This window comes from Gulosibacter molinativorax (genome assembly GCF_003010915.2).
In the GTDB taxonomy this organism is placed as follows: domain Bacteria; phylum Actinomycetota; class Actinomycetes; order Actinomycetales; family Microbacteriaceae; genus Gulosibacter; species Gulosibacter molinativorax.
The window spans coordinates 1,259,954-1,273,069 of the sequence record NZ_CP028426.1; the positions used below are offsets into that span (position 1 = coordinate 1,259,954).

General features: G+C 63.3%; 13 protein-coding genes and 1 other RNA gene. 3 read left to right on the forward strand and 11 right to left on the reverse strand.

What is annotated here, in order from left to right; all coding sequences use genetic code 11:
* Positions 1-4 precede the first annotated feature (4 nt).
* Positions 5-2,794: a hypothetical protein gene (locus GMOLON4_RS05945; protein WP_026935546.1), complete on the reverse strand. Its 2,790-nt coding sequence runs from the start codon at positions 2,792-2,794 to the stop codon at positions 5-7.
* Positions 2,795-2,963: 169 nt separating this feature from the next.
* Here GMOLON4_RS05945 and ssrA point away from each other — a divergent pair.
* Positions 2,964-3,335: a transfer-messenger RNA gene (gene ssrA, locus GMOLON4_RS05950) on the forward strand.
* Between the two features lie 127 nt (positions 3,336-3,462).
* A complete protein-coding gene (locus GMOLON4_RS05955) occupies positions 3,463-4,713 on the forward strand; it encodes a Fic family protein (protein ID WP_106486577.1) in 1,251 nt (416 codons plus the stop codon).
* A gap of 115 nt (positions 4,714-4,828) precedes the next feature.
* Here the strand turns inward: GMOLON4_RS05955 and smpB are convergent, their stop codons facing one another.
* Positions 4,829-5,305, reverse strand: coding sequence for an SsrA-binding protein SmpB (gene smpB / locus GMOLON4_RS05960; RefSeq protein ID WP_026935545.1), 477 nt, complete (start codon positions 5,303-5,305; stop codon positions 4,829-4,831).
* A 133-nt stretch (positions 5,306-5,438) separates the two neighbouring features.
* Between smpB and GMOLON4_RS05965 the strand changes: the two genes are divergently transcribed.
* A complete protein-coding gene (locus tag GMOLON4_RS05965; protein ID WP_265415367.1) occupies positions 5,439-6,530 on the forward strand; it encodes an IS630 family transposase in 1,092 nt (363 codons plus the stop codon).
* On the opposite strand, the gene ftsX is transcribed toward GMOLON4_RS05965, so the two are convergent.
* From ftsX to GMOLON4_RS06010, 9 genes are all read right to left on the reverse strand, one after another.
* On the reverse strand, positions 6,527-7,441 hold the full coding sequence (gene ftsX, locus GMOLON4_RS05970; RefSeq protein ID WP_026937709.1) for a permease-like cell division protein FtsX: 915 nt from the start codon (positions 7,439-7,441) through the stop codon (positions 6,527-6,529). The genes GMOLON4_RS05965 and ftsX overlap by 4 nt on opposite strands.
* Positions 7,441-8,331, reverse strand: coding sequence for a cell division ATP-binding protein FtsE (ftsE, locus tag GMOLON4_RS05975; protein ID WP_035733633.1), 891 nt, complete (start codon positions 8,329-8,331; stop codon positions 7,441-7,443). The genes ftsX and ftsE overlap by 1 nt, the downstream gene beginning before the upstream one ends.
* A gap of 86 nt (positions 8,332-8,417) precedes the next feature.
* Positions 8,418-8,525 carry a methionine/alanine import family NSS transporter small subunit gene (locus tag GMOLON4_RS05980; protein WP_084147659.1) on the reverse strand — a complete coding sequence of 36 codons (108 nt, stop codon included), beginning with the start codon at positions 8,523-8,525 and terminating at the stop codon, positions 8,418-8,420.
* Positions 8,522-10,171, reverse strand: a complete 1,650-nt coding sequence (locus tag GMOLON4_RS05985) for a sodium-dependent transporter (protein ID WP_084147658.1) — start codon at positions 10,169-10,171, stop codon at positions 8,522-8,524. The genes GMOLON4_RS05980 and GMOLON4_RS05985 overlap by 4 nt, the downstream gene beginning before the upstream one ends.
* A 122-nt stretch (positions 10,172-10,293) precedes the next feature.
* Positions 10,294-11,406 (reverse strand): peptide chain release factor 2, encoded by a 1,113-nt coding sequence (gene prfB / locus GMOLON4_RS05990; RefSeq protein WP_026937708.1) that lies wholly within the window; start codon positions 11,404-11,406, stop codon positions 10,294-10,296.
* 164 nt (positions 11,407-11,570) lie between these two features.
* The gene (locus GMOLON4_RS05995) at positions 11,571-12,014 is read right to left on the reverse strand and encodes a pilus assembly protein TadG-related protein (protein WP_035733630.1); all 444 of its coding nucleotides are present in this window, start codon (positions 12,012-12,014) and stop codon (positions 11,571-11,573) included.
* Entirely contained in the window at positions 12,011-12,436 is a 426-nt protein-coding gene (locus tag GMOLON4_RS06000; RefSeq protein ID WP_051267312.1) for a hypothetical protein, read from the reverse strand. Before GMOLON4_RS06000 ends, GMOLON4_RS05995 begins: the two co-directional genes overlap by 4 nt.
* 55 nt (positions 12,437-12,491) lie before the next feature.
* Positions 12,492-12,869 carry a TadE/TadG family type IV pilus assembly protein gene (locus tag GMOLON4_RS06005; protein WP_026937707.1) on the reverse strand — a complete coding sequence of 126 codons (378 nt, stop codon included), beginning with the start codon at positions 12,867-12,869 and terminating at the stop codon, positions 12,492-12,494.
* 2 nt (positions 12,870-12,871) lie between these two features.
* Entirely contained in the window at positions 12,872-13,072 is a 201-nt protein-coding gene (locus GMOLON4_RS06010) for a hypothetical protein (protein WP_026937706.1), read from the reverse strand.
* Positions 13,073-13,116: the final 44 nt, after the last annotated feature.

A 13,116-nucleotide genomic window follows, 5' to 3' on the forward strand; every position in this document is an offset into this window, starting at 1 on the left:
GCTGCTAGCTACCGAGTGCTGCCGTCGCGAGATCCTGGATGTTCGTGACCTTGTCCGCGAACAGCGTTCCGAGGGAAGTGCCGGTCGTCGCCATCGAGTAGGCGCTCGGCTCAACCTTCTGCCACTCGGTAATGAGGTTGGTGTCCGCCTTGACCTCGGCGTCCGACACGGCTTGGCCGAGCCCGTCGAGTTCTGGGTACAGCGTCTCACCAACCGCGACCGTCGGCTCGGTCGAGCGGAGGTGGTCGACGATGGCCTGGTAGGCGTCGGCCGCCGCCTGGTAGTCGGTGGCGCCCACCGCACAGGCGTCGGCGAACTCGGACATGAAGCACTGATCCTTGTACAGGTTTGCGAGGCCCTCGTAGTACCCGACGTACGTGGTCTCCATCGCCGCCGCGAACTGCTCGCGCGTGTCGTCGTCGTAGAGGTTTGCACAGCCCTCGGGAGTGTCGCACTGGTAGTACACCGCGCCGTCCGAGGTGTCGATTCGGCCGCCCTCTTCGACGACGTATGCGTCTTCCATCACGCCCGTGACGTTGCTCTCGAAGGTGTCGTAGAGGTCCGCGTACGCCCCGTAATTGCCACAGAACTCGGACATCTGGGTGAGGTCCGTTTCGCTGCCGGCGAGGAATTCATCCGCCGAGGTGCGCTGGTCGGCAACCGTCTGCGCATCCTGCTGGGCCTGCTTGTAGGCCTCGGAGGCTTCTGCCGCGTCTTCCTGCGGAAGCGTCGGCACCGTCGTGTCGGCGAGTTGCTGACGCTGGTCGAGCGCAGGCTGGACGTCGGCGCACGCCGTGTCGAGCGCTTCACGATCGTCTGCGGCGAGGTCATACCAGGTGCGGTTTGCCGCGCTGATCGGGTCAGTGAGGTTCACGGCCGAGACTGCGGCGAGGTTGTCGGCGTTCCAGGTCGTGTTGTATTCCTCGAGCTGGTTGTTGAAGGTCGCGGCGAGGTTGTCACCACGATCAACGTTACGAGTGTGGATGATCAGCGGGATCGCGATCGCGGCAATGATGAGCACCGCGACGACCACGATTGCGGTAATGAGGTAGCTCTTCTTCTTGTACCAGGGCTTGCGCTTGTCATCCGACACATTGGCCGGTACGAAGCCACCGTTGCCGCTTCCGTCGCCCGGACCACCGGGTCCGCCCGGTCCGCCGGGACCTGGTTGCGCGTTCTGGAAGGGAACGTTCTGGTCGCCAGGGAATGCGGCCGGGGGTGCGCCGAATGCCTGGGTCGGAGCTTCGTTCTGCCCCTGCTGCCCGAAGGACTGGGGCTGCGCATCCTGGCCGAAGCCCTGCTGACCCGGCTGCTGGTTGAAGTTCTGCTCCTGGCCAAAGTTCTGCTGTTGGGTCGCGCCCTGATCCTGGCCGAAGTTCTGGCTTTGATCGAAATTCTGGCCCTGATCAAAGCCCTGGGCCTGGCCGAAGCTCTGGGTCTGGGCCGCGTCCTGGCCCTGGCCCCACTGATTCTCCGCGGGCGCGTTGTCGCCGCCCTGCTTCCAGGGCTGATTCGCAGCGGCCCATGCTCCCGCGCCAGCGGCTCCAGCGGCACCCGCGGCTGCAGCTGCGGTCCCCCAACCGGATGCGCCTTGACCGTCCTGGCTCTCGTCCGCGGGCTGAGCCTGGTCACCAAACTCGTTAGCGTTGAACGCTTCGGTCGGCTGGTTGTCAGTTCCGGAGGTGTCCGCGTTTGCGGAGCCGGATGCATCTGCCGGCCAAGCGCCAAAGGCCTCGGTGGGCTGGTTGTCATGTGCCGACACTGCGTCCGACGAAGCCTGCTGCGCGTCCGGCTCGTCGAATGCTGTGCTCTGCTGCTGATCGGCCGCTTCGTTGGCACCCGATTCGTCGGCTCCGCCGTCCGCAGCGACCGGCGTGGTCAGCATCTGGGTCGGAGGACCATATGAGCCCCAGTCGTCGGCACCCTGGTCGGCGCTACCGGTCGCCGCGAGTTCCGACTCCGAGTCTTCCGAGCCAGTGCCTTCAGTGTTTGCATCGCCCGGCTGGGGTTCGGGAGCGGCGGATGCGAATGCGGTCTGCTCTTCCCGTGCCTGCAATGCGCCGCCGTCGTGCGAGGCTGCAGGCTCGCCCTGTGCAGCTGCAGCGGTTGCGTCTTCGGATTCCTGCGACGCATTGAAGTTCGAGTAGCCGCCCGACCACGACGATTCGTTTTGCTGGGCGCTGTCGTCTCGGGGAGCCCCAAAGTTGGACTGCTGGCCCTGCCACTGGTTCTCGGCCGGGGCCTGCCAACCCGACTGCGCCTGCGCGTCTTGGCCGTGCGTACCCTGGGCCGGCTGCTCGCCAAAGTTGGGCTGCTCGCCAAAGTTCGGCTGCTGACCCTGCCACTGGCTCTCGGCGGGGGCCTGCCAGCCGGACTGGCCAGGAGCATCCTGGGTCGGCTGCTCGCCGAAGTTGGGCTGCTGGCCCTGCCACTGGTTCTCGGCCGGGGCCTGCCAACCTGACTGGCCTATTGCATCCTGCCCAGCCGGCTCACCAAAGTTCGGCTGCTCACCCTGCCATTGATTCCCGGCGGGAGCCTGCCAACCTGACTGGACAGGCGCATCCTGACCTGACTGCTCACCAAAGTTGGGCTGCTCACCCTGCCACTGGTTCTCAGCTGGTGGCTGCCAGGCCGCGTGGCTCTGGTCGGCTGGGGCGTCGTTGCCTAGCTGCTCGTTCTGCGACCCGGAATCAGACTGATCCTGCTCGCGCTGCCAGCCATCGGTTGTCCACGTTGGAGTCGACTCGTCGCCGTTCTTCTCACGATCCTGGTCATTCCCTTGATTCCAAGTCATGAGGTAAAGAATACGGCGACAAGGATGAGGAAACCCCCGCACCATGCGGAATCCCTCTCAGGTCGTAGTCGATTCAGGCAAGACAAGACGTGGAATCTGGAATATAGTAGTGAGTCTCAGGGTTACACCTGTTACAACTCAATAGCGCTGAGAGGTTTCAGCAGCAAACGGGAGTGATCGGTTTCGACATGGCTCGTGAAACTGCGTGAAGCGGGTCGAGGACGCGGGGTTATCTCGTAAACGCCCCTCGCAAACGATAAGTGCCAATAACAAGCGCACTGACTTCGCCCTCGCTGCCTAAGTAGCGAGCCCGAGTCCGTTAGCCCAGAATCGTGTTCGGTCTGGTTCCTAACGTCATTTAGAACACTTGCTGTGTAGCTGCGTTGCAGGGCTGCACGGGACTTTTACTGTGACTGGGTTTGTGTCGGCCAAGGTGTTTGCCCCCATGGCCGGAACCAAGTAACACGCTCGGCAAACTGCACCCGGAGAATCCGCAGAATCTCAGTCGTGGACGGGGGTTCAATTCCCCCCACTTCCACTCAAGACCCCGTCGGGGCGCGCGTTTGGTACTAGTAGGCCAACGTCGCGAACCGACGGGGTCTTCTCGTTTTCATGCGGAAGTAATAACGAAAGGCGCTACTATTATTAGTTAGAGTATTACCTAATAATTGACTTCGCCCCGGTTCGACGCTGTCGTGCGATTGGATGCGATCACGGAGGCAGGTGAGGTGCGGATGCAGTGGCCCCGGACATCCAGTGTCACGGAGATTTGGCGACCAGACCCAGGCAAGTGGGCGGACCAATCCCGCGTCCCGCACTTTGGCGAGCCCTACTCCGCCTCGATTCCGCCACGCATTGCCGAGCTCGACGTCGCACTGCCCGGCCGCATCGCGGCAGACCTTGAGACAGCCACCATTCGGTTGCGCGATTTCGACGTCGAGTTCGGCGCCTCGCTCTCCCCCATCGCCGCGCTGCTGATTCGCTCCGAGTCGCTCTCGAGCTCGCAGATTGAGAACGTCAATGCCCGAGCACGGCAGATCGTCGCCGCAGAAATCGGCGAGTCTGACAGCCGAAACGCGAAGCTCATCGCGGCGAGCAGTCGCGCGATGATCGACGCGATCGGCAACCCCGGCGAGATTAATGCTGACCTGGCGAAGCGCATCCAGGCGAGCCTTCTCGCATCCTCCCCTGAGCTGCGGCCGGGCGAGTATCGGACAGAGCCGATCTGGATCGGCACGAGCAGCGTTTCGCCGCACGGCGCGGAGTACGTCGCGCCACCTGTCGGCGAGCTTCCGGGGCTGCTTGCCGATTGGTCGCGATTTGCGTCCCGTACCGACGTGCCGATCCTCGCGCACACCGTCCTCGCTCATGCCCAGTTCGAGGCGATCCACCCGTTTCGCGACGGGAATGGCCGCACCGGGCGCGCGCTCATGCAGGCGATGCTGCGCAAACGTGGCGCCACTCGACACGTGGCGGTACCGATCTCATCGGGACTGCTCACGGAAACCGACCGATACTTCGCCGCGCTCCAGGCGTTCGAGGCGGGCGATCCCGTACCGCTCCTCGAGGCAAGCGTCGCCGCGACGCACAGCGCGATCGACAACGCGCGTGAACTTGTGGGAGCGATCGAACAGTTGCGTGAGCGACAGCGGGCCGCGATCGTTGCGCGCCGCGACTCCAAGGTATGGGAGGTGCTCGAATACACGATTCGGCAGCCGGTCTTCACGCCCAGCATGGTCGCGGATGCGTTGGGCATCACCACGACGAACGTCCAGCGCAATCTCGACGTGCTCGTCGACGCAGAGGTACTCATTGCTACCGCGAGCGTGCACAGGGCGCGCGGTCGGATCTACCGGTCCCAGGCGATTCTCGACGAGCTCGATCGGTTCGCCGAGCGCGCGACGCGGCGCACGGCGTAGTGTTCCTGCTGCGCTCGTTTCGATACGCCGCTTCGCGGCTACTCAACGAGCGGGGTAGTTCGCTTCGCGGCTACTCAACGAGCGACCCGAGCTACTCAACGAGCGCCGGGATGCGCTACTCCCCGACGTACTTGCGGGCCGCGATCGCGCGGTCTGCTTCGCGCTTGTCCTGCCGCTCGCGCAGCGCCTGACGCTTGTCGTACTCGCGCTTACCCTTCGCGACGCCGATCTCGAGCTTCGCGCGACCGTCCGAAAAGTACAGCTGCAGCGGCACGATCGTGTAGCCGCCCTCGCGAGTCTTCGCCGCGATCTTGCGGATCTGTTCCTTGTGTAGCAAGAGCTTGCGCTTGCGTCGCGGCGTGTGGTTATTCCAGGTGCCCTGGAAGTACTCGGGAATGTAGACGTTATCGATCCACATCTCGCCTCGGTCGACGTAGGCATACCCGTCGATGAGCGACGCGCGCCCCTCGCGAAGTGCCTTCACCTCGGTGCCGTGGAGGACCATCCCCGCCTCGTAGGTGTCCTCGATCGTGTAGTCGTGATACGCCTTCTTATTGCGCGCAACGACCTTCTGACCCTTCTCCTTGGGCATGTGCATCCTCCTTCCGGCAACCGTGCCTCGCGATCCCTGCGATAACCCGCAAACAGGACCAGCGTTCTAGCTTAGCGCGAGACGAGCTAGTGTGTTGCACCGTTAATTCGTTGCTAGTTTTGTAGAATGGAGTATGGCAACACGTGGACCTTCTCTTCCCGAACTGAAGCTCTCTGAAACTGAGCGTGACCAACTGGAACGGTGGGTGCGTCGCCGGAAGTCAGCGCAGGATCTCGCGTTGCGTTCTCGGATCGTGTTGGAATGCGCGACTGGGGCTTCGAATTCCGAGGTGGCCAATCGTATGGCGGTGTCGTTACCGACGGTGCGCAAGTGGCGTTCGCGGTTTCTGGAGCGGCGGCTGGACGGGCTCGTTGACGATCCGCGGCCGGGTCGCCCCGCGCTGATCAGTGTGGACCGTGTGGAACAGGTGGTCATCGACACGCTGGAATCGACGCCGCAGAACGCGACGCACTGGTCACGGGCGAAGATGGCGGAAAAGTCGGGGCTGTCGAAATCGACAGTGGGGCGGATCTGGAAGGCATTCGGGTTGAAGCCCCACCTGGAGGAAGGGTTCAAGCTCTCCAACGACCCGCTGTTTACTGAGAAGGTCTACGACATTGTTGGCCTCTATCTGAACCCACCCGAGTCGGCGGTGGTGCTCAGTGTGGATGAGAAAAGTCAGGTGCAGGCTTTGGCCCGCTCGCAACCGGCGTTCCCGATGATGCCGGGAGTCCCCGAACGGCGCTCACACGACTATGTCCGGCATGGCACCACGAGTTTGTTTGCCGCGCTGAACGTCGCTGACGGGACGGTGATCTCCTCAATTCATCGTAAGCATCGCTCGATCGAGTTCAAGAAGTTCCTCCAGAAGATCGACAAGAACGTCCCCGAACACCTCGACGTGCATGTGATCTGCGATAACTACTCCACACACAAGCACCCCACCGTTAAGGCGTGGCTTGCCAAGCACCCTCGGTTTCACATGCACTTCACGCCGACTTACTCGTCATGGATCAACCAGGTTGAACGGCTCTTCGCCGAAGTTACTCGTGATCTTTTACAGCGTTCCGATCATCGCAGCGTGCAAGCGCTCGAGAGAGACCTCCGCGGTTGGGTGAAGGCGTGGAACGAGAACCCGAAGCCGTTCATCTGGACCAAGACCGCCGAGGAAATCCTCGAATCCATCGCCAAATACCTGAAACGAATTAACGGATCAGGACACTAGACGCGCAGGTACCGGCGGATCGAAACCCACGAAGAGATCGCCGCGAGCAGCACGCCGAGCACAATCAGGACGCTGGCGGTAATGATCGCCTCCGGCCACACGCCCACCATCTGTACCCCGGGCATCCGCGGCGCGAGGTAGCCCTGCACGAACCAGTGCGCGCCGCCGATGACAGCACCTGACGCGAGCAGCGAGCCGACAAGTCCCGCAAACACACCCTCGAGGATGAACGGGGCCTGGATAAAGCCATTGGATGCACCGACGAGGCGCATGATGCGCAGCTCGCGTCGACGAGAGAATGCGGAGAGTCGGATCGTGGTCGCCACGAGCAGGACCGCGGCGACGAGCATGACCAACGCGATCGTGAAGGCAGCGAGGCTCGCGCCGTTCAGCACCGCGAAGATGGAGTCAAGGAACTGCCGCTGGTCGGTCACCGACTCGACGCCCGACATCCCCGACACCGTCTGCACGATGATCTCAGAGTCGGAGGGGTCGACGAGGTTCACCCAGAAGGTTTGGTTCAGCTGCTCGGGCTTCACGAAGGAGACCATCGGGTCATCCTTGAACTGCTCGACGAAGCGGTCGTACGCCTCCTGCTGCGTCTCGAAGTAGTACTCGTTTATGTACGGCGACAGCGCCGGGCCGGTCAGCTCGGCCTCGACGGCAGCAATCTGCTCCTCCGTCGCGACGCCGGCAGAGCAGTCGGGCGACGTGGAGAGATCCGTACAGAAGTCAACCGCCACCTGTGCGCGGTCGTACCAGTACGTCTTCATCGATTGAATCTGGAACTGCAGCATGAGCGCCGCGCCAACAAAGGTGAGCGACACGAAGGTCACCAGGATGACCGAAATCACCATCGAGGCATTTCGGCGAAGGCCCTGCCACATTTCGCCAAGAACGAATCCGAACATTAGCGGGCACCTCCCTCGTGCAGGTCCGCGTCGTCGTCTTCATCCGCATCCGGAAGTCTCGTCGTCGGGCTGTCAATGTCATCCTTGCGCGAACCCGGCCTGCGATCCGGCGCGGCGACGCGCTCGGCCATCGCCGCGGCGATCGTCTTGCCGCGCGGTTCCTCGGTCGCGACCTCGGGAGCCTCGGGCTCCTCGTACTTCACGACCTCCGGCGTGTAGACGCCGCCGGCCTCGTCGCGCACGAGCTCGCCATCCTTGAGCTCGATCACGCGCTGGCGGGCCTCATCCACGATCGACACGTCGTGGGTCGCCATGACAACCGCCGTGCCGTTCTTGTTAATGCGCCGCAATACGCGCATGATCTCGCGCGAGGTCTGCGGGTCGAGGTTACCGGTCGGCTCGTCCGCGAGCAGAATCGCGGGCTTGTTCACGACGGCGCGCGCGATCGCCACGCGCTGCTGCTCACCACCGGAGAGCTCGTGCGGGAGGCGATCTTCCTTGCCGCTAAGACCGACGGTCTTCAGCACATCCGGGACCGCCTGGCGAATATGCCCGCGCGACTTGCCGATCACCTTCTGCGCGTAGGCGACGTTCTCGAACACCGTCTTGTTCGCGAGCAGCCGGAAGTCCTGAAACACCATGCCGACATTGCGCCGGTAGTACGGAATCTTCCGGTTCGAAATCTTCGCGAGGTCCTGACCGAGCACGTGCACGTGTCCCTTCGTGGGCGAGTCCTCGAGCAGGATGTGCCGCAGCACCGTCGACTTGCCCGACCCTGAAGGTCCGACCAAGAACACGAACTCCCCGCGGAGTATTTCGAAGGTCACGCTGTCCAGCGCGGGCTCGGTTTGCCCGCGGAATACCTTGGAGACGTGGTCAAATCTGATCATGGCACGCCCACGGTACGTCTCGGGAACACAAATCGGCTGGCGACGCGCCCAGTGGCGCGTCGCCAGCCGATTTTCTCAGGATGCGCTTAGTCGCGATCCGTGCCGTTCTTGCGAAGGTTGATGGTCACTGCGACCAGCCCGCCCCACACGGTCACGAGCGAGATCACCATCATGGTGATTGCTATTGGAGTCATCGGCCTTGCTCCTTTCCGTGCTTGCCGTGTTCGCCGTGTTCGCCGTGTTCGAGCGACACGTATTCGATCTCGCCCTCGTCCGTCTCGGCGAGCTCGCCCGAAATGATGCCATCGATCTCGCGGTCGGCCTTCTCCTCATCAAAGACCGGCTGTACGCGCGTGGTCCAGGGCAGCAGGCTCAATAGGATGCCGCCGATGATGAGCACGATTGACATACCCCAGCCGTAGATCGCCACGAACTCAGCCGGGTAGCCGCCGTAAACCTCTTGCGTCTTCGAAATCAGCTCGGAAACGAGCATCCCGATCAGCGCGAGGGGCACGATGATGCCGATCAACACCATCCAGAGCCGCTTTGCCGGGAACGAGGACAGGCGAGTGAGGTGGCGCGACAACAGCGGGAGCTTGCGGGCGATCCACGAGACCGCGATCACCATCACGAGCGCGCCCGCGAGGATGCCGAACTGGTTCACGAAGGCATCGAGGACGTCGAGGACGTAGAGCCCCGAGGTTGTCGGGAACAGCATGAGCGAGATGATCGCCATCGGGATGACCACGACGGTCACCGCAACCCAGCGCTTGATGCCGAGCTTGTCGCGCACACCCGCGATAACCACCTCGATGATCGAAATCATCGAGGTAAAGCCCGCGAAGAGGAGCGATCCGAAGAACAACACCCCGATCAATGAGCCGAGTGGTGCTTGCGAAATGATCGTGGGGAAGGCCACGAAGGCAAGGCCGATGCCAGCATCCACGACGTCGTTGATCCCGGTACCCGCCGCGTTGGCCATGAAGCCGAGCGCCGCGAACACGCCGATGCCGGCAAGGATCTCAAAGCTCGAGTTGGAGAACGCAACGACGAGGCCCGAACCGGTGAGGTCGGTCTTGCGGCGCAGGTACGAGGAGTACGTGATCATGATGCCGAAGCCGACCGAGAGCGAGAAGAAGATCTGGCCGACCGCGGCCGCCCACACGCTCGGGTTGAGCAGCGCGCCCCAGTCCGGCGTGAAGAAGGCGTTAAGGCCGTCGAAGGCGCCCGGGAGGAAGAGCGAGACGATGACCATCGCGAGGAACATCACGACAAGCAGCGGCATGAACACGAAGTTCGCGCCCGCGATGCCCTTACGCACGCCGAGCAGCATCACGACGAGCACCGCCGCCCACACGAGCAGCTGCGGCCAGAACACGCTTGGCACGAAGTCGAAGCCAACGGCGACCTCGTCGGACAGCTGTAGGAAGTTGCCGAAGAAGAAGCCGTTGGCGTCATCGCCCCACTGCTGGGTGACCGAGAAGATTAGGTACATCGCCGACCACGCGACGATGACGGCGTAGTAGATGCCGATGATCACACAAACAAGCACCTGCCACCAGCCGAGCGACTCCATCCATCGCTGGATTCGCGCGAGCGACAGTGGCGAGGACCCGCCGTAGCGGTGACCGATCGCGTAGTCGAGGAAGAGGAGCGGAATACCCGCACACAGCAGCGCGACAAGGTAAGGGATGATGAACGCCCCGCCGCCGTTCTCGTAAGCGACGTAGGGGAATCGCCAAATGTTCCCAAGGCCGACGGCGGAGCCGATCGCCGAGAGAATGAATGCGTTGCGCGACCCGAAGGTTTCTTTCTTGGCCGCAGTTCTAGTTTTCGCCATCGTTGGCTCAACTCCTGACGAACTCGCTAAGTGGCCCGGCGAACGAAAGGACGCCGGGGGTTTTCATGCCCCGGATAGTAGCAGCAACCTGAGAGCCAGGCGCATACCAGTGTGGTAAGTCGCTAAGCCGCCTGCTGCTCAGTTTTACGCCAGCGGATGCCCGCTGCGATAAATTCGTCAATCCCGCCGTCGAAAACCTTGTCTGGGTTCCCGCTCTCGTATCCCGAGCGGAGGTCCTTCACCATCTTGTAAGGCGCGAGCACGTAGGAGCGCATCTGGTCGCCCCACGACGCGGTGATATTACCCGCGAGCTCCTTCTTCTGCGCTTCTTCCTGCTCCCGCTGCACGAGCAGCAGTCGCGACTGGAGCACGCGCATCGCCGCGGCACGGTTCTGAATCTGCGATTTCTCGTTTTGGCAGGAAACCACAATTCCGGTCGGGATGTGGGTGATGCGCACCGCGGAGTCGGTCGTGTTGACCGACTGGCCGCCCGGGCCGGAGGAACGATAGACGTCGACGCGGATGTCGTTCTCCGGCACCTCGATGTGATCGGTCTGTTCGATGAGCGGCACAACTTCGACCGCCGCGAAGCTCGTCTCGCGCGAACCCGCCGAGTTGAACGGGCTCATCCGCACGAGTCGGTGCGTGCCCGCCTCGACCGAGAGCGTGCCGAACGCGTACGGGGAATCGATCTCGATCGTGGCCGACTTAATGCCAGCCTGCTCGGCGTAGGAGGTGTCGAGGACGGTCGTCTTGTAATCGTGGTGCTCGGCCCAGCGGACGTACATGCGCAGTAGCATCTCGGCGAAGTCAGCGGCATCGACGCCGCCGGCGCCCGCGCGAATCGTGATGACGGCCGGCCGCGGATCGAACTCGCCGTCCAGCAGCGTCTGCACCTCGAGGTCGCCAACGACCTCGGTGATCGACTCGAGTTCCTTACGCGCCTCGGCCGCGGTGTCCTCGTCGTCCGCTTCCTTCGCGAGCTCGACGAGCACCTCGAGGTCGTCGAGTCGCTGCTCGATTCCGCGGATGCGCTTGAGATCGGCCTGAGCGTGCGACAGTTCGCTCGTCACCTTCTGGGCGCTCTCGGGGTCGTCCCAGAGGTCTGGCTGCGAGGCCTGCTGCTCGAGGTCGACGATCGCCGCTTCGAGCCCTTCCGGGTCCAGCACCTGGCTGATGTCGTTGAACGTTGACCGCAGGTTGGCGATGTCATCGGCGATATCGAGGTTGATCATGATCGTTCTAGGTTACCCGGCCCGCATGGTTCACGAACGCAGCCGCGCTCCGCTGTGCGCGATCGCGTGGCTCGCTACAATCGTGTCGTTCGGTCGGGGGTTGAGGGTATGGAAACCCCGAACCCCATTGTTCGGGACTTCCAGCTTGGGAAACTTTCGTACCGTCACTGGAACAGCGCGCGAGCCGAAACCTCGACGCCGAGCGGCACACTCACGGGGAGGAACACTCCGCCCACTTGCGATTGCCACTGCCCTTCAACATATATCGTTACCGAGTCCCCGTCGACAGTTACATGTGTAAGCATTGCCTCCCCGGCCGCGTGCGTCGCGAGATATTCCTCAGCCGCAGCCACGGCATTTTCGTGGTCGAGCTGAATATTTGGCGTTCCATCAGCGCTTTCGATTTCCGAGAACTCGAAACTATTCGCCGCCGCCAGCGCGGCCGCGTCGGCATGCGTGAGCAGCTGTTTGCGCTCGAGGTAGAGGTCGGCCGCGGCGAAGAGCAATAACGCTGCGGCGAGCGCGATTACGGCATAGATGATCGCGAGCGGGGTGATCGAGCCGCGCTCGCCGCGGATGCGTTGGCCGAGCCCCCGGATGCGCGTCACGGCACGGCCTCGAATCGCTCGCGCGGGAACGTGGCGCTCGCCTCAACGGGCACCGTGACGCTGCCGCCCGGGAGGAGCGGGAGCGTCACCTCGACACCGACGGTGAGCGTCAGAGTCTCCCCCAGCACCGCGCAATCGGGTGTCGGGGCACACGACATTGCGACGTTCGCCTGGTTCGGGTCGAGACCTTGGTCTTGCATCGCCCACGCAATCTGTTCCGAGGCGATCGATCCCTGCAGGCTCGGCTGCGCCTCGGCCACCAGCGTGCGCGCGCCGTTGCGAGCCGCGAGCTCGACGGCAAACATCGCCTGCTCGAGCTGCACGAGCGTGAGCATCCCATATGCGATGGGAATGAGCAGCAGGACGCCGATGCCGAGGAACTCGAGGCTCGCCGACCCGTCCTCGCGGGTGAGGATGCGCATCCACCCGCGAACTCGCGGTTTACTGGTCGTGCGTGAACCACGGGGCCAGCGCACACTACTCGACCGGCGCATGGGCGCTCACCTCGACTCCGTTCGGAAAACCGATTAGCCCGATCAGCGGCAGCGGCGCGCGCACCGTCACCTCGACGAGCGTGGTGCCGCGATGCACCGTGATGTCTTGCGCGTATTCGGACGAGACCGCCGTCGCAATGAGCTGCTCGGTGCGGTAGTGCCCGTCGGCCGCCGTCGCGTTTTCGAGTCCGGCCTGCCGCGCGCCCTCGGCCGCGGCATCGATGAGCGTCGTGCGAATGTGCATCGCGAAGCCGACCTGGAGCACCGCGAGAAACACGAGAGTCAGCAGGCCCGCGACGAGCGTCCATTCGACGGTCGCGGCACCCCGCTCATCCTCGAGCCTGGCGTGCAGTCTCCGCACGACTAGAAGTTTGCGGTCACGCGGTTGACCGCGTCCTCGAACACCTGCGACAGGAGCGGGCCCGCAACGGTCCAGAGCAGGATGACTATTCCCGCGCTCATTAGCGCGACCAAAACCCAGCCCGGAACGTCGCCGCGTTCCTCGGTGCGGGCGCGGTCGATGAGCTGGTCGAGACGGTTCTGAAGGTTGAGCAGGATGCGCATGTTGGCTGCTTTCTTGTGTGTGGGTTCGGGGTATGCGGAGCGGT